The sequence below is a fragment of the Oceanipulchritudo coccoides genome (assembly GCF_010500615.1).
Classification (GTDB): Bacteria; Verrucomicrobiota; Verrucomicrobiia; order Opitutales; family Oceanipulchritudinaceae; genus Oceanipulchritudo; species Oceanipulchritudo coccoides.
Genome location: NZ_JAAGNX010000002.1, coordinates 1,104,475 through 1,122,043, shown reverse-complemented (window position 1 = coordinate 1,122,043; position 17,569 = coordinate 1,104,475). Strand labels below are relative to the sequence as shown.

10 protein-coding genes are annotated in these 17,569 nt (G+C 54.7%); 5 read left to right on the top strand and 5 right to left on the bottom strand.

All coding sequences use genetic code 11. From position 1 onward, the window contains the following. Positions 1–129 precede the first annotated feature (129 nt). From G0Q06_RS10480 to G0Q06_RS10470, 3 genes are read right to left on the bottom strand one after another with little or no spacing between them, the layout of a single operon-like run. Positions 130–2,235 (bottom strand): BamA/OMP85 family outer membrane protein, encoded by a 2,106-nt coding sequence (locus G0Q06_RS10480; RefSeq protein ID WP_163965508.1) that lies wholly within the window; start codon positions 2,233–2,235, stop codon positions 130–132. Further along, a complete protein-coding gene (locus G0Q06_RS10475; RefSeq protein WP_163965506.1) occupies positions 2,232–5,723 on the bottom strand; it encodes a translocation/assembly module TamB domain-containing protein in 3,492 nt (1,163 codons plus the stop codon). The genes G0Q06_RS10480 and G0Q06_RS10475 overlap by 4 nt, the downstream gene beginning before the upstream one ends. Before the next feature lie 59 nt (positions 5,724–5,782). Next, positions 5,783–6,739 carry a D-2-hydroxyacid dehydrogenase gene (locus G0Q06_RS10470; protein ID WP_163965503.1) on the bottom strand — a complete coding sequence of 319 codons (957 nt, stop codon included), beginning with the start codon at positions 6,737–6,739 and terminating at the stop codon, positions 5,783–5,785. A 201-nt stretch (positions 6,740–6,940) separates the two neighbouring features. Between G0Q06_RS10470 and G0Q06_RS10465 the strand changes: the two genes are divergently transcribed. Further along, positions 6,941–9,052 (top strand): cytochrome c3 family protein, encoded by a 2,112-nt coding sequence (locus G0Q06_RS10465; protein ID WP_163965498.1) that lies wholly within the window; start codon positions 6,941–6,943, stop codon positions 9,050–9,052. Positions 9,053–9,070: 18 nt separating this feature from the next. Here G0Q06_RS10465 and G0Q06_RS10460 read toward each other — a convergent pair whose 3' ends face one another. After that, on the bottom strand, positions 9,071–10,975 hold the full coding sequence (locus G0Q06_RS10460; protein WP_163965495.1) for a sodium:solute symporter family transporter: 1,905 nt from the start codon (positions 10,973–10,975) through the stop codon (positions 9,071–9,073). Next, the gene (locus G0Q06_RS10455) at positions 10,976–11,305 is read right to left on the bottom strand and encodes a hypothetical protein (RefSeq protein WP_163965492.1); all 330 of its coding nucleotides are present in this window, start codon (positions 11,303–11,305) and stop codon (positions 10,976–10,978) included. It abuts the gene before it with no gap. A gap of 175 nt (positions 11,306–11,480) precedes the next feature. Here G0Q06_RS10455 and G0Q06_RS10450 point away from each other — a divergent pair, with 175 nt between their 5' ends. Genes G0Q06_RS10450 through G0Q06_RS10435 form a run of 4 tightly spaced genes read left to right on the top strand, consistent with a single transcriptional unit; the run spans position 11,481 to position 17,563 of the window. Then, positions 11,481–11,999, top strand: coding sequence for a MarR family winged helix-turn-helix transcriptional regulator (locus G0Q06_RS10450; protein ID WP_163965490.1), 519 nt, complete (start codon positions 11,481–11,483; stop codon positions 11,997–11,999). Further along, positions 11,996–13,114: an efflux RND transporter periplasmic adaptor subunit gene (locus tag G0Q06_RS10445; protein ID WP_163965488.1), complete on the top strand. Its 1,119-nt coding sequence runs from the start codon at positions 11,996–11,998 to the stop codon at positions 13,112–13,114. Before G0Q06_RS10450 ends, G0Q06_RS10445 begins: the two co-directional genes overlap by 4 nt. Positions 13,115–13,139: 25 nt before the next feature. Further along, a complete protein-coding gene (locus G0Q06_RS10440; protein WP_163965485.1) occupies positions 13,140–16,268 on the top strand; it encodes an efflux RND transporter permease subunit in 3,129 nt (1,042 codons plus the stop codon). Beyond that, positions 16,265–17,563, top strand: a complete 1,299-nt coding sequence (locus tag G0Q06_RS10435; RefSeq protein ID WP_163965482.1) for a TolC family protein — start codon at positions 16,265–16,267, stop codon at positions 17,561–17,563. The genes G0Q06_RS10440 and G0Q06_RS10435 overlap by 4 nt, the downstream gene beginning before the upstream one ends. Positions 17,564–17,569 lie beyond the last annotated feature (6 nt).

Here is a 17,569-nt window from a genome sequence, read left to right as displayed (position 1 = left end):
TAGCAAGATACGACTATGGATAAATTCGGATTTCATTTCAGCATTACCGGGCGAAGAGTAATGCTTATATAACTCCGTTCTGAAATTAGTTCAACTAATTTATTAAGCCAGGATTAAGCCCCGCTCTTCCTAAAACGGGAACCCGACCGAAAGGTGCACGGAACCGTCAGGATCGTATCTTCGCGGGTCCAGATTGTGTCCATATTCCAAGCGCACTGGACCGACTGCAGTCCGCCAGCGAAGACCGATTCCCGCGGATTGAAGAAATTCTTCATCTGGAAATCCCCCGACAGTCTCCTCCAGTCCAATTCCATCCCAGAAGACAACCACCGAGAAATTGCGGAAAATGCGTTGTTCAAGCTCGATGTTGGCCAATGCAAAGGCCTCCGAACCGATGGAATCCCCTTGGGCGGTGACAGACGTCGCCTCTCCACGCTTATACCCACGGACTGAATTTTCTCCGCCCGGGAAAAACCGTTCCGTAAAGGGAAGGCTCGTTGAAGACGGGGACTCACTGAAGATGATGCCGTACCGCATGCCCACGTGAAGATACAGTGAGCTGCCCAGGTACTTGTGGTAGCTCGAGCTGAACTCCATCTTCTGGAAATTCGTGTCCCCGCCAAGATAATCAGAAGCGATCTTGATGGAGGAGCTTAAATCAAACCCTTCCGTCGGATAAAGAACGCTGTCACGACGATCCAATATCGCCCTGAGGGAAAGGCTGGCTACCCTTGCCTGGTCCAATGACTCGAATTCATCTTCGGATCCGCGCGTTGTATCTTGTTTTTCAATACCGTACTCAAGGGAAATCTCTGCACCCGGAAACTGCAATTTCTTGGATATTCCGAAGACCAGACTTGAGCCTGTACGATCAAAACTGATCTCCTCGCGAAACTCGTACTCGGCCCGCGCATAGGCAGTCACTCGCGAACTGAAGAAGCTCGGAACAACATAAGTGCCATTGAAGTTGGTGGATTTAAAACTCTGCTTCAGGTGGATTTCATAACGATGGGCTCGCCCCCACAGATTCAGGTGATCCCACCGGACTCCAATCCTTCCAAGTTCGTAACTGCCATAGCCTAATTGCATCCGCAGGGTTTTCCGGGGTGATGGATGGAACGTGTACACCGCTTGTCTCTGCCCGCTTTCCAGTTCCCTGTGCTCAACCGAGACATCCTTGAAAACGCCCAGCGAAAGCAACCGGCGCCGGCCTTCCTCGACTTCGAGCAGATCATAATCCTGTCCAGGCTTGAGGCGAGTCTGCCGTTTCAAGACGGAATGATGAAGAAGCCCTTCCGGTTCGAAAACGAGCCGCTCCAGTTTGACCTGAGGTCCGGGATCCAAAACAAATTCAAGGTCCACTTTGATCCGGCCAGAATCGTCAACTTCTCCGCTTTGCTTCTCCAAGCGGATAGTCGCATCGGGATAGCCGCGATGGAAAAACTCATTCAGGAACACCTGCCGCTCTTCACGAATCAAAAGCGTGTTCAAGACCGCACCTGTCCTTTCCGCTGGCCTTGGTGACGGCATTGACTCGTCATGCCCCTTCACGACGAGAGTGATTTTTCCCACTTGATGTACCGGTCCTTCATCGACTTCAATGACCACGGAAACCGCTCCGCTCAGCTCGTTTACCTGTACTTCCTTATTCACCACCCGGGCCAAGGCGAAGCCCTTACTGCGCAGGGCAGAGAGCAGCCTCCCCAACCGCGAATCAAGATTGCCCATTGTGAAGGCCCGGTCCTTGCGGCGGGTGAAGAGGACCCCTTTGGGAATGAAAAAACTCTGAAGGGTATCCGCATCAATGGCCTGTACGCCCGTTACGCGAACCGACTCATAATAATTGAGGCGACCCGGGCGGCATTTGAAACGAACAAAGGTCGGCCGAACCTGCAAATCAAGCTGCTCGACCTTGGAAGTGAATGGAAGTTCCCAAACCAATTCGACTTCACTATCATCCGCGAGCCCCACTGTCCCGGTCACCTGCGGGTCAGCAAAGCCTTCTTTTCTCAACAACTGGATGAGGATGTAAGCGAGGTCCTCGATTTCCACCAAATCAAGCTCCTTCCTCTCAGATTCCTCCAACCCGCTGAGAAATGCGAGGCGCTTGTCGACTTCCAGGTTTTTCAGAAAGCCCAAGCCCGTCACCTCAACATTGGACTGGGCAAGGGCGGCTACCGGAAGGGAAAGAAGCACACCCGTCAAAACCCACTTGATCCAGCGGATACGCTTCATTTTGAAAACACCTCCCACTCAAGGTCAAGATTCTGGGCATCGTACTTGTCGTATTGCCCATGTAGCCGGAACCGGTCGCTCAAGTCATAAAATACATCAATCGTGTTGAGTCCGGATTCGGAAATATCCCTCCCGACCTCAACTGAGATCCGGTCGAGCAAGCCCTCCCTGCCTCCTCCAGGAGCAAACATTCCCCGCCCGAGGTACATTCCGAATGAGCCCACTCCCGACCGGTCGAGACTTCCCGTGGCCAGCAGCTGGAATATCTGCGCATTCGACAGGGCCGGAGTTGAGGCAAAGGAAACCTGCGGGTCCTCCACATTTCCTCCAATCCGCATCGAAATGACATAAGACGCGGTCTGGCCGATCGTGTTCACATTGAGCTGGATTGTGTCCTGCTGTTCACGGGTGATGTAAAACTCACCATGCGAGACCGTAAGATTGGTTCCCGGAAAGGCAATCCTGCCCTCCGTCGTTCTGACTTCGCCCACCCAGACCGGATTCTCGAGAGTGCCGCTCAAATCAGCCCTCACCGAGAGGAGCGCATTCATGAACTGGCTCTTGAAACGCACTGCATTCTCCCCGGAAAGAGACACATCAAGGTTCCACCCGGCAAAGGGATTTGTCGTTATGCTGAAAAATGGCGGTTTTGGCAGGCCCTTTCCCGAAGTTCGTGCACCCAATGGATCGATATCCATCAGAAGCACTCCATCCCGCAAATGCATGTCCCCGGAAAGAATCGCCGGGGTCTTGGCGTCATGCTGCTCCAATTTCAAATCCAGATCGGATAACAGAAGGAGATCAGTCGTTCGAAGAAGAGGGACTCGCTTTCCCGTCAACCGGATCGAGTAAAGCGGATCTACAAAATCATTAAAATCAATATGGCCGGCCAGATTGACAAGGCTGTCTCCCAGCATGGCCGAAGCCTGATTGATGTGGAGTATCGTATTATCAATCCTGAGGCCCAACTGAATCTGCTCGACGGGCTGCGAGTACAAGGTTGGGCGCAGGCCAAATCCGGTTAATTCAAGATTACCGGAAAACGCCAGACCTTGTCCTAATTCAATGGATCCACCCAAGACACCCTTTGGGCGCAAATAGGCTGGCAAGTAACTTGGAAATTCAGCAGCCCGGAAGTCCTTGAGTGAGGCAACAAGGACTGCCCTCTCCAGCAGCATGCGCCAATCAAACCGGCCCGCCTCCAATTGCTCCTGCACATACTCAGTGGGCACAGACCCTCCAATGTCGACACGCCCATTATTTATCGTTGCCTGCAAGGTCTGGATTTCAAGTAGTTGGGGATTCAAAGTCAGGGCAAGCTCGACGTTCTCAAAAACCAAACCATCAAGTTTGTCACTCACCATTCCGAGGACGTCCAGTCTCTGGAGGGTCATTTCAAGGGCGGCATCAGGAGACTCGATTGTCCCGCCGAGCCCGAGGTCGAGTCGTGAGCCTTGGAATAAATCCAGAAAAGGGATCTGCGGAAAGTCATCCAAGAGGTCCCCGGAGATCTCGGCCGTCAAGTTTCCGGCAAGAGCACCATCACGGATCAGGCTGTAGGAGCCGGAACCGCCATTCCCTGCGGGATGAATCAACAGGGGAATCCTCCCGCGGCCCGAACAAAACCGTGTACCGCCGACCAACCCCTCAAGCAGTGACAACTCGAGCCCTGACGCGTCGATGTGCCCGACACCATGCAGGCTCAGATCGTCCACAAGGGCATCTGTCCCGCGAAGAGAAAGATCGAAGGATGCCTGGAGGTGAGGAGAAACCGTTTCCACAGAGAATTCAAATCCGTCGATAATGAGTGGCGGGAATTCCTTGAGCGTCCATGCCTCAAAAACATTCAGGTCAAGATGGTCCCCCGAAATTGATCCTGTCATTGTATCCAGATTATAATGACCAGCCAGCCGCCCTTTGGGACTCTTCAACTCAACCGGCCCGATTGAATCCAAAACGGTCTGCTCTCCCATCCTGAAATACGCGGAAACTGGCGATTGAAGAATGTAGGCGGGAAAATCCGAATGCCCAAGGGTTGCCTTGTCGAGAAACACGGCAATGCGGTCTCCCTCCTCCGGCTTTTCCACGCGAAGACCGAGTTCCAACTGTCCGCCTTTGCCACTCTCCAATTGCCCTTCCAGCGAAACGGATTCAAGCCCTGTTCCTTGCCATGTGAAGTGGGTCGTCAACGCGGGCATACCCTCAACCGTCAAGGCGAGCGAATCCAGCCAGCCGGAATGTCTCGGCGAGGGTAATGGTCCGGAAAATTCAAACCCGCCTGAGACAGGTTCATTGACCAAGACAGGCAAGCTGAGTCTCTCCAGCCAGGCCGGGGACAGCGCGAAGGACGCTCTTCCGTCCAGTTCCCGCTTGTCAATATTGCCGTTTCCCTCAATTGAGAGCGTGCTGTCTTCATCAAGGCGTAGTCGTGAATTGGATACATACAGGACAGGATAGTCCAATGAGCCCGTGCATAATAGTTCAGCAATCGGAATATCCTGAAAGACGAGTTTCTTACCGTTGAGTGAGAAACGTAAATCCGTTTCCTCCAATCCGGGGGGAAGGACAGTCACCCGGGCCTTGATGATTCCTGAAGACGGGATCCACCCCTGCATGCCAAGGTCGGCCACAAGCTCCAATTCGGCAGAGCCCGCAAAGGTTTTCGAGGCATAGTTGAAGTTGACCGGATTGGAAAGGTCTCCCACGAGCCAGCTTGAGCGGATCTGGAATTCCTGGAGGGAGAAACTTTCCGGCCCGCCTGCCAGTTTGAGGATCAGGCGGCTTTCCTTTTCGGTTGGTCCGATGAGTTCCCCAAGGCCCGCCCTCGCATTGACCAGGAATTCCGGAGACCCTCCTCCACTTTTCAAAAAGGCCCGCAGGAGGAATTCATCTCCATCCAATGCATTCCTCGCGGCCATGTATGTGCGACCTTCAGCCAGGAATAACCGAAGCGTCATGGCGGGTAGCAGATCAACAGGGGAACTTGTCGCCGCGAATGCATCATCCTTCAAACGCAGCTCCCGAAGGGTCGTCTCAATTCCGCTGGCTTCAATGCGGAGATTAGCCGATTCCATTTCGATAGCCGGTACATACGGAAGAAGTTTCTTCAATACGCGCTCCGTTTCCATTATCTGATCAAGTAATGAAACGGAAGAGCCCTTTCCGGCATCTGACTGACCGATCAGCAGTTTCAAGTTGCCGGCAGTCATCAAAGCAGGACGTCCACTGACAAAAAGCCCCTTCAACCACGGAAACGGCTGGGGCACCTTGAGAAGGTCCAGCTCCGCCTCGATTGCCCCACCCTTGTATCGCAGATCGGCAAGCGTGATTGTGGAATATCCGTCCGCCTGCGCAGTCTTCCATTCAATTCCATGGCGCTTTGCGAAAGAAGCTCCCGCCACGGGAAGCCAGAGAGGACTGAGCAATAGAAAAGCTCCGACCAGGATCAGTACCCCAAATACAACTAGACTGACCAGACGGATTCTCATTCAAAGAGCTGGATTGTACCCGTGTCCGACAGTCTCCCGCAAGGAATATGCCGGTACCCCTATGGATTTACCCGGCTAACGATGGTGCCACTCTTGAATGACCGTAAATTTTCGACCGTGATGTCCATCAGGCGCTGCCGGGCGGAACGCGTCGCCCAAGCAATATGGGGCGTAATTAGGCAATTTCTGGCCGTGAAGAGCGGGCTCGGGTAGCGCGGTGGTTCCTCCTTGAGAACATCCACGGCGGCCCCGCCCAATTTGCCCGAATTCAAGGCCTCGGCAACCGCCGCCTCGTCAATCAAGGGGCCACGGCCCGTATTGATCAGGATCGCACTCGCCTTCATTATGGAAAGGCTCTCCCGGTTGATCATCTTCTCGGTTTGCGCCGTGAGCGGGCAATGCAAACTGATGTAATCACTTTCCGCATACAGCCTTTTCATATCCACCCAGCGAACACCCTCCGGTGCCGGACGGTCCGGATTCCGGGTGAAGGCAATGACCTCCATCCCGAATGCATGCGCGATTGTTGCCACCCGCTTGCCGATGTCCCCCAGACCGACAATGCCGAGAACGCGCCCTGCCAATTCGGTTTGTGGATGGTCACAGTACGAGAAATCCTTGCTGGCGGCCCATTTGCCTTTCATCACGCCAGCACTATGGTCGGCCACCCGGTTCGCAAAATGGAGAATGTAGGCAAAGACCATCTGGGCCACCGAGGGTGAACTGTACCCCGCCGCGTTGCAGACCGGTATCCCGCGCGCTGAAGCAGCCTCAAGATCGACCACATTGCATCCGGTTGCCAGGACACCAATGTACTTCAAATCCGGCAATGCCTCGATCACTTCCCTCGGTAGAAGCGTTTTATTGGTCAACAGCACATCCGCCCCACGCGCCCGATCCATGACTTCTTCCGCTGCGCTACGATCATAAACCGTGACCTCGCCAAGCGCCTCCAGCCCGCCCCAGTCCAAATCTCCCGGGTTCAGGGTCACTCCATCCAGTACGACAACCTTCATATTCTTATACTACAAAGGGAAGCGGCCACGCCAACAAAGGCAAAGGGAAAGTCCACCAAATTGATAAGTTTAGCTTAACTATAACTTGCATATAGTTAAATAATTTAATATGAACGAGCACGGAAATCCGCATAGGGACAGTCCTTAAATTTTGGAGTCCTAAAAAACCACATCGAGAACAGACCGCAAATCCTCACTGAAATGTTCAAACCGAAGAATATCCCTGCCGTACTCCTCCTCGCCTTAATTCCCTTCATCGCAAGCGGACAAGAGGAATTGAGTAACGAAAGCTGCCTTGATTGCCATGATGATCCCGGCTGGACCGAGATGATCGACGGGAAGGAAGTATCACTCCATGTGGATACGGGGATACTCGCCAATTCTGTCCATGGCGACTGGGACTGCATCGACTGCCACAGTGACATCGAGGAAGTCCCGCACGCAGAAAAGCTCAAACCGGCAAACTGCGCAGATTGCCATGATGATATTCAGGAGGAATTCCAGCAAAGCATCCATGGAGCACTGGGGGCGATGGGGAACCTGGATACCGCAACCTGCAGCGACTGTCACGGTGGGCACGGCATTGTTCCGGTGAGCGATCTCGCCTCACCCGTCTTCAAGCTCAACCTGGCCAGAACCTGCGCCAAATGTCATGACAACCCCGGATTGACGGCTGAATACCGCATGCGCTTTCCCGAGACCAGCAGCCACTACCAGGAGAGTATCCACGGCAAGGCGCTCATGAAATATGGTCTGGTTGTGGCCCCTTCCTGTAATGACTGTCACGGCGTGCATGACATAAAACCAGCCAACAATGAGCAATCGATGGTGCACCACACCAATATCGACGCAACCTGTGGTAAATGCCATGTCGGCATTGCTGAAGAATATGCCCAGAGTGTCCACGGCCAGCACCTCGACGATAGAGGCAAGATGGTTGCCGTCTGCAACGACTGTCACACCGCCCACGACATTGAAATCCCTTCTTCCGCACACTTCAAGGCGAGCAGCGATGAGAAATGCGGTGCCTGCCATGCTGACCGACTGGAAAACTACCATGAAACTTACCACGGGAAGGCTCTTGTCCTCGGAGAAAGCAATGGGGCTCCAGAAGTGGCTGCCTGCTATGATTGCCACGGCCACCACGATATCAGGCCCGCGGAAGATCCAAAGTCGTGGCTCTCCGAAGCCAACATTGTCGGAACCTGTGCGAATTGTCACGAGGGCGCCAACGCCAAGTTCGCCGAGTACATTCCCCATGCCGACCACCGGGACAAGGAAAATTACCCGATGCTGTATTACGCCTTCATTTTCATGACGACCCTGCTCATCAGCGTCTTCATTCTTTTTGGCATCCATACCTTCTTCTGGCTCTTCCGTTCCCTTTACCTCTACCTCAACGACTCCAAAACATTTCATGAAACGAAGATTCATGTCCAGAAGGGCGATGAATGGTTTACCCGTTTTGTTCCTTTTGAGCGCTTCCTGCACTTCCTGGTCGTCACCAGCTTCCTCCTTCTGGTGCTCACGGGAATGCCATTGAAGTTCTACTACACCGACTGGGCGCAATTCCTCTTTAACCTGATGGGCGGTGTGGATGTCGCCCGCTCGCTCCACCACTTCGGGGCCATCATCACCTTCCTCTACTTCGGACTGCACCTCTTTGACCGGTTTGTTGCGATGATCAAGGGAAGGAATTCCGTGAAAGATCCGGAGACCGGCAAGTTCAGCTTCAATCGCCTCATCACCATCGCCTTCGGCCCGGACTCCATGCTGCCCAGCGTCCAGGACTGGCGGGACTTTATCGCCCACCAGAAGTGGTTCTTCGGCAAAGGCGAGAAGCCGCAGTTCGACCGGTGGACCTACTGGGAGAAATTCGATTACCTCGCTGTCTTCTGGGGTGTGGCTATCATCGGGGTTTCAGGGTTGGTCATGTGGTTCCCACTCTTCTTCTCTGAATTCCTTCCCGGTTGGGCAATCAACATTGCCCTCATTGTCCACTCGGATGAAGCCCTCCTCGCCGCTGGATTCATCTTCACATTCCATTTTTTCAATACTCACTTCCGGCTCGAGAAGCTCCCCATGGATACAGTCATCTTCTCTGGCCGTATTTCCAAGGCGGAGATGCTTCATGAGCGCAGACGCTGGTACAATCGCCTGATCGCGGAAGGCCGCCTCGACGAGCACCGCGTCCGGGATGAATGGGATCGCTGGAAGAAGATCGCCAAATCCTTTGGATACGGCTTCTTCGGACTCGGGCTAATCCTCCTCGGGATGATTGTCTATGCCATGCTTGTCCGACTCTTCCACTGATAGAGCCGGCACGTATTCTTAAAAGATCTTCTCGAGGGTCGCCGTTCGTCCTTCAATTAGATAGGCTTGCTCGAAAGTCGCTGGTGAAATCAGGACAGTATCGTCACCACGCTCATGCGGAGGCCCCGCCTTCACGTGTTCAGAGCGAAGCCCGCCCATAAACCATCGGCTATCCTCGATGTAGACCATGTCTCCCTCTTTCGCCTTGAGCCGGTCCATCACGGTCGGGGAAAGCGAGATCAATCCCTCAGGAATAACCCGGTCCGCCACCACAGGCAGCCGGCGGACTTTTTCACCGACTTCATGATTGGGCGTACCGCCTTTGTAGAGTGCCATTCCCTCATCCAGCGTATCCACTGTGAGGCCCACGATGTCCTCACTCCGACGAGGTTGCGTGAAAAAGGAGATCACCACGCCGAGTGAGCCAGTGACCACCATGCCAAAAAGGGCACGCATGTAGATGTAGACATCGTTGTCCGGACCGGAAACAAAACGGGAAAGCGGGTCAATCCACTCCGGGAACCAGTTGGTGACAAGCGTTAACACACTTCCAACAAGCATCGAAATGCACGCGGCCGGGGCAGTGAAGCGCCGCCAGAATGCCCCGAGGAAAATCGTCGTCACAATCGAGGGGATGATGACCATCACACCCTTGTAGTGGATCTGCATCAGGCTTCCCCTCTGCTGGGCAAACCAGATCACAAGAAGGACCCCGACCATCGTCGCAATGACCGAAGCCCAGCGGGCAGCCTTGAGGTAATGCTTGTCATCTGCATCCGGCTTGATGAGCGGCTTGTAGATATCATAAATTCCAATGGCCGCACAGGCGTTGATCAGGGTATCGATGGTCGACATGAGAGCGGCGGTGAGTGCCGCCACGACAAACCCGAAGAGCCATGAATTCTGCTGCAGGGTCTCCCATGTCACGATGATGAAGGTGTGGAAAGTGTTCTCAATATGGATCTCGTTGATCCCCTCAAGCGCCCCACCCTCGACGGCCTGCTTCACGATCAGCGACTTGGCGATCCAGCCAACCGCACCCACAATAATGGCGGAAACCGGCAGCGTGATGACCACATTGAACAATGCCGCCTTGCGGCCTTCATTCACGCTCTTGATGGCAAGATAGCGCATGATGAAGCCCTGGTTCATGAAGGTGAAGGCAATGCTTCCCGCAAGCGCTTCCCCCCAGAATAGTCCGGAAGTGTTGAATTTCGGATTATCCGTTAAATGCACAAAGGGGAGCCGGTGAGTCTCCGGAAGGAAGCTCCACCATTCCCCAAATCCGCCCAGTGCGGCAATCCCCGCCGCAATGGCAATTCCCCCGGCAAGGTACAGCATGATGCCTTGGAAGAGATCCGTGAAAATCACCGCGGTCTGCCCGCCAAAGGTCACATAGGCCCCCAGGAAAAAGGCCACCACCGGCACCGTGTACAGAATCGGCAACCCGAACATCCCTTCAAGGGCCACCCCGATCGTGAACAGGTTGTAGCCGATGTAGAAAAACATGTACGACATGATGATGCACACCGCAATGTAGCGCGCCGTCCGGTTGAAACGCCGCTCAAAATACTCCGGTATGGAGCGCACCCGCGCAAAATAGATAATCGGTAACCAGCCGAACATGAAGAATGGCACAATGAACCAGTCATTGGTGTAGGTCATCGCACTGCTCATTCCAGTCCGGAAACCCTGCTCCGAATACTTCAAATAGCTGTAGCTGCCAATCCCGGTTGCCACCATGCTCGCCGCCGCCAGCCACCAGGCAAAACGCTGGCCACTGAAAAAGAAGTCGTTGATGTCACGGCTGAAACGAGAAAAATATGTTCCGAAGGCCGTGATCAATATGAAATACCCGACAATGATCACGCCAATGATCACCGCGGCCGATACTGGAAGGTCGATGCCGAATCCCTGTTCCATTTATTGGCCCCCCAGGTAAGGAATGTTCAAGGATGCCACGATCCACAGGGCGTGCGCCGTGGCAAAAAAGATAAACCCGACAAACAGCACCCCCAGCCAGAATGAGTCGCGACCGCGACCAACTTGGCAGGCTCCCGACTTCAGGATCACATAAATCCCAACAAGGAAAAATATCAGCCCGAAGCCGTACTGGTACAAGTAGCTTGTCCAAGGACTGGACTCGCCAAGTTCTGCGATGATCCACCGCGGATAGGTGTATATCGCCCCCAGTAATACCGCTATCAGCACCGAGCCGGTCGCAAGCGATTTGATGGAAGGAATGTTTTTCATACAAAAGCCTCTGTTCGTGGTGAGTCGCGCCCCACTGTGCTATTCCCCTTTTCCCTGTCAAGAAACCAGCCCCCTACTCTTTTTGTATTTTTTCGAAAATCTGACTTGCCAAAGGAATAAGCCTGCTAACATTTAGCTCTCTTATCTTTAGCACGCTAAACGTATTGACCGAATAATGAATGGATTTTTCTTAAAGAACCTGCCCGACCGGGGCTGCCTTGAGGAGATGGCGGAGCGCTACCCGGAGATGAACCCGGATGCCGCGGAAGTTTACCTGCATTTTCTCCGTTTGGGAGCCGATGTGGGGAACCGGATATCGGATTACCTTGCCGGGCACAAGCTGTCGACAGGCCGGATGTCAGTGATGATGATGCTGAACAGCTGTCCGAATGAGAGCAAGACCCCGGGGGAGCTGGCAGAGCGCTGCGGAGTGACCGCGGCGACAATCAGCCGACTGGTGGACGGACTGATCAAGGACGGACACGTGCAACGCGTGCCGGATCCTGAAAACCGGCGGGTCAGCCCAATCCGGATGACCGATGCGGGGCGGAAACACCTGGAACAACTACTGCCGGGATATTTCAAGGACGTGGCCAGGATGTTCGGCCCGCTCTCGGCAAACGAACGCAACAATTTCCTGAAGCTACTGAACAAGCTTCAAAGCAACTTGAACGAAGAAAGCGAATTATCATGAAAAAGAAAATAGCACTGGCAGCCCTTGTGGTTGTGCTGACATTTGGCGGACTGGCCGGAATCAAAGCCCTGCAGATCATGACGATGATCGAGGCGGGTGGGAACATGGGACCCTTCCCCGAAACGGTGGAGGTGCGTCCGGTAGAGGTCGAGGCATGGGAGCAGAGCCTGAGTTCGATTGGGACCGTTGCTCCGGTGAACGGGACAATCGTCCGCTCGGAAGCGGAAGGTGTGATCCGGGAAATCCTCTTTCGCCCGGGCAGTCGCGTGGAAGCTGGAGCGATCCTGGTCCAACTGGACACCGAAGTGGAGCAGGCTCAACTGGAAGTGGCCATGGCCGCCTTACAACTGACGAAGACAAATGTCGGGCGAATCCGGGAATTGCACGAGCGCCAGAGCGTATCAGACGCTGAGCTGGACCGGGCCGAAGCGGAATTTGCCGGAGCCAAGGCCACCGTGGCAAACCTGCAGGCAACGGTTAACAAGCGGACCATCCGGGCACCGTTTGCCGGACGCTTGGGCGTTCGCGAAATCAGCCCGGGAGCCTACATTAACAAGGGACAAAACATCGTCACTCTGCAGTCGTATGACCAAGTCTATGTGGACATGGAATTCCCCCAGAATAAAATCAGTTTTCTCACCGAAGGCATGGAGGTCCGTGTGACGACAGACGCCTATGAAGGGAGTGTTTTCACGGGCGCGTTGACGGCCCTCAACCCGGAGGTCAATCCTGCCACCCGCTCAATTTCGGTCCAGGCAACTTTCGACAACCCGGACGGCAAACTGCTGCCCGGAATGTTTGTCAATGTCTCCGTGGTACAACCGGAGAAGCGCCGGGTGATCGTGGTTCCACGCAGTGCCATCCTTCACGCAAATTACGGCGATACACTTTTCGTCGTCACACCGGCCGAGCAGGAGGGCATGGAATCCGTGCACCAGCAAATTGTCCGCCTCGGTGAATCAAAAGGGGATTTCGTGGAAGTAACCGAAGGTCTGGAGGGCGATGAGGAAGTGGTCTCCGCCGGTGCCTTCAAACTGCGGGAAGGATCCCTTATCGTCCGTAGTGGCGTAGGCACAATTGAGCCTGAGAAAGCGCCCAATCCGACCGAAGGTTGATCTTCGCGAGTAAAGGAACACACACATGAAATTCACCGATCTCTTTATTCGGCGGCCTGTCCTCGCGATAGTCGTCAATCTGGTCATTATCATTGCCGGACTTCAAGCCGTTAACAGCCTGAATGTGCGGCAATATCCGAAAAGCGAAAACGCCTCTGTCACGGTTTCAACAGTCTATGTTGGAGCTGATGCGGACTTGGTGCGCGGGTTCATTACCGTGCCACTCGAGCGCGCTATCGCGGCGGCTGACGGAATAGATTACATTCAATCACAGAGCAGCCAGAGCGTCTCCACAATCACTGCCCGGCTTCGTATGAATTACGATGCCACCAAGGCGCTTGCCGAGATTAGCTCGAAGGTTGATCAAGTCCGCAACGACCTGCCCCCGGAGGCGGAGGTTCCGACCATCAACATCGTTTCGGCTGATTCGGAATTTGCCTCAGCTTACTTGAGCTTCACTTCGGACGAGCTCCAGCCAAACGAGATTACCGATTATCTGGTTCGCGTGGTCCAACCCCGGCTGACTGCAGTCCCCGGTGTGCAGCGTGCGGATATTCTCGGTGGGCGTACCTTCGCCATGCGGGTCTGGCTCCAACCGGACAAGATGGCCTCCCTGAACATCAGCCCATCACAGGTCAGGTCGGCACTCTCGCGTAACAATTACCTCGCCGCGCCCGGTTCGACCAAGGGGGCGATGATCCAGATCAATCTCTCGACAAATACCGACCTGACTTCGGTCAAGGAATTTGAAAATCTTGTCATCCGTGAAACCGACGGAACCCTGATCCGCTTAAAGGACATTGCCCGGGTGGTCCTGGGAGCTGAGGACTATGGATCGGAGGTGCGCTTTACCGGAGAAACCGCCGTGTTCATGGGGGTCTGGGTTCTTCCGAACGCTAACTCCATTGATGTGATCAATCTGGTCCGGGACAATATCAATGATCTCCAGGAGGACCTTCCCGGTGGTCTCACGGCACAGGTTGCCTACGACTCAACCGAATACATCAACGATGCCATCAACGAGGTGATCAAAACCCTCATGGAGACCCTGGCCATTGTTGTGATTGTCATTTTCCTCTTTCTTGGATCCCTCCGCTCAGTGCTTGTGCCAGTGGTGGCTATTCCGGTTTCCCTGATTGGTGCCGTTTTCCTGATGCAGATGTTCGGTTTCACGGTCAACTTGCTCACGCTCTTGGCGGTCGTCCTTTCCGTGGGACTGGTTGTCGATGATGCGATTGTCATGGTGGAGAATGTGGAGCGACACCTCAGGGAAGGACAAAGCCCGATTGATGCAGCCATTCTCGGTGCCCGGGAACTGATAGGCCCGGTCATCGCGATGACCATCACGCTTGCCGCCGTCTACGCACCCATTGGATTGCAAGGCGGCTTGACGGGTTCCCTCTTTCGGGAATTCGCCTTTACCCTTGCCGGTGCGGTTACAATTTCCGGGGTTGTCGCGCTGACATTGTCCCCACTCATGTCATCGCGCCTGCTCGACAAGGATGTCGAGGAGCATGGCTTACCGTTGCGCATCAATCGGGGCTTTGACAAGTTGCGTCGGCGCTACGGCAAGATGCTTGACTGGACACTCGAGGCACGACCGGCAGTTTATATCATCTGGGTCGGGCTCACCGTGCTGGCCTTTGTCATGTATCAGCAATCCGCCAAGGAGTTGGCCCCGACAGAAGACCAAGGGGTCATCTTCGGCATTGTTGATTCGCCATCCAATACGACGCTCGAAACCTCGTCCGCCGCCACACGTGCTGCCTACGAGGTCTTTGCCTCCGTACCCGAAATGGAATACACCTTCCAGATCACCTTCCCTGCCGGGGGATTTGGCGGCATGATTGTCGAGCCATGGGGCGTGCGTGAACGGACTATCTTTGAAATCATGCCGGAGGTGCAAATGGGCCTCGCCCAGTTGCCGGCCATCCGTCAATTCCCGGTTCTTCCCCCTGCCCTTCCGGGAGGTGGAACGTTCCCCGTTGAGTTTGTCATCGCCTCGACTGCTGAGCCCGAGGAAATACTGGGATTTGTCCAGCAACTACAGGGCAAGGCCGCCCAAAGCGGGATGTTCGCCTTTCCTCCAATCATCGATACGAAGATCGACCTGCCGCAAAGCAAGATTGTCTTCGACCGCGACAAGGTGGCGGCTCTTGGGCTGGACCTTGCCACCGTCGGCCAGGATATCTCCGCCATGGTCGGGGGCAATTACGTCAATCGCTTCAACATTGATGGACGTAGTTACAAAGTCATTCCACAGGTTGAGCGCGTGGATCGTCTCAATCCGGAGCAGTTGCTCGATCTCTATGTCACTGGACCGGATGGCAACTTGATCCCGCTACGCTCGATCGCCGGAATCCAGAACAGCAATGAACCACGCTCTCTCAACCGCTTCCAGCAACTGAATGCGGTCAAGTTGAGTGGTGTTTCGCTCCGGCCACTTGATGAGGCCCTTGCCTTTCTGGAGACCGAGGCGGCGAATATCCTGCCCAAGGGATACGTTGTCGACTACACCGGTGAATCGCGCCAGCTCCGCAAAGAGGGAAACACCTTCCTTGTCACATTTGGTCTGGCCGCCATTCTCATCTTCCTTGTCCTTGCGGCACAGTTCAATTCATTCCGCGACCCGTTCATCATCCTCTTCGGGTCGGTACCGCTGGCCATGTTCGGAGCATTGATGTTCAGCTTCCTGAAAATGCCTAATCCAAGCATCCCCTTCTGGACGGATGGATGGACCACGACAATCAACATCTATTCACAGGTCGGCCTCGTCACGCTGGTCGGCCTTATTTCCAAGAACGGAATCCTGATTGTCGAGTTTGCCAACCAGCTTCAGCTCAAGGGACTGTCGAAGATTGAGGCGATCAAGAAAGCCTCCCGGATTCGCTTGCGGCCAGTCCTGATGACAACCATGGCCACCGTATTTGGACACTTTCCCCTGGTCCTTGTGACCGGTGCCGGCGCGGAAGCGCGAAACAGCATCGGCCTCATTATTGTCACCGGCATGTCGATTGGAACGCTGTTCACGTTATTCGTGGTGCCTTCCATCTACGTGCTCATAGCCAAGGACCGCAGCCTGGTCTCGGCGAGGGAAGCGGAATCCACCCTGCTCAGCGATGATCAAGGAGAGGTAAAGGAATCACTAGCATGAAAATTTCATTACAAATACTAAGTGCAATAAGCTTCGCAGGTATCGCATTATTGAATGCGGCCACTTCACCGGAGGTTCTGGATTATGAGACGGTGATTCAACTCGCCCGGGCGAACAATTACGCAATCCAGCAAGCGGAAGCACAACTGGAGGAGGCGGAAGGTCGCTCAATGACGGCCCGGGCCGGGCGCCTTCCCGCGGTGGATCTGGTTGCCTCCTACTCGAGGATTGATGAAAACCGCCTAGAGACATTTGGTGGCTCAGCTTTTGGCGACTCGCAGTCCTGGAGTGCCGATATCCAAGCAACCCAACCGCTCTACACGGGTGGAGCGGTCACTTCTTCCATCAGGGGAACCCGGGCTGCCCAGTCCTCGGCCGAGGCACAGTTCAACCAGACTTTGCAGGACGCGATGCTCGCTGTCCACCAGTCGTGGTATGCCGTCCTGCTCGCACGTGAGGAAGTGGTTGTCCGCGCGGCTTCCATTGAATTGTTGCAGAAGCAGCTCAAGCAGGCTGAAGACCGCTTTGAGACGGGATCTGTTTCCCGCTTTGATCTGTTGCGCGCCGAAGTGGCACTGGCAAACGGCCGCCCACCCTACATCCGTGCCCAGAACCAATACCGCCTAACCATCGTGGACCTTCTCCAGGTCCTCGGGCTTGAAGCCCCGGCAGGCACCGATCCCGAGATTGAAGGAGAGTTGGTCTATGCACCATTGGAGATGGATCTGGCCGAGGCCCTTTCCATCGCCAAGCAAAACCGTCCTGAATTCCTCTCCCTCGACAAACTGATCGAGGCATCCGAGGCAGAGGTCAAGGGTGCCAAGGCAGGCTATCTTCCCAACCTCAATCTGGTGGCTGGATACGGGGTCCAAAAATCAAACTTTTCCGATGAGCTGGATGACACTGTTGAGGGATGGACCGTCGGCGTCCAAGGATCATGGCGCATCTGGGATGCCAAGGCCACGAAGGGCTCCGTCCTTTCTGCACGCTCCCGTCTGCGCCAGTCTGAACTGGCCCGAGACGAGCTCGACCTGCAGGTCGGCACCGAGGTTCGACAGGCTCTCTCCTCCATCCAGGAAGCAAAGGAACTCGTTGAATCCAGCCGCAAGGTCGTAGAGCAAGCGGAGGAAGTTCTCAGCCTTGCTGAAGATCGCTACTCAGTCGGCTCCGCCATTCAACTGGAAGTCCTTGAAGCACAGCTTTCCCTGACCGAGGCACGCACCAACGAGGTGCAGGCCTTGCACGACTACAGCCTGGCCGCTGTCAGGTTGGAACGTGCGCTGGGGACGTTGTAGTAAATT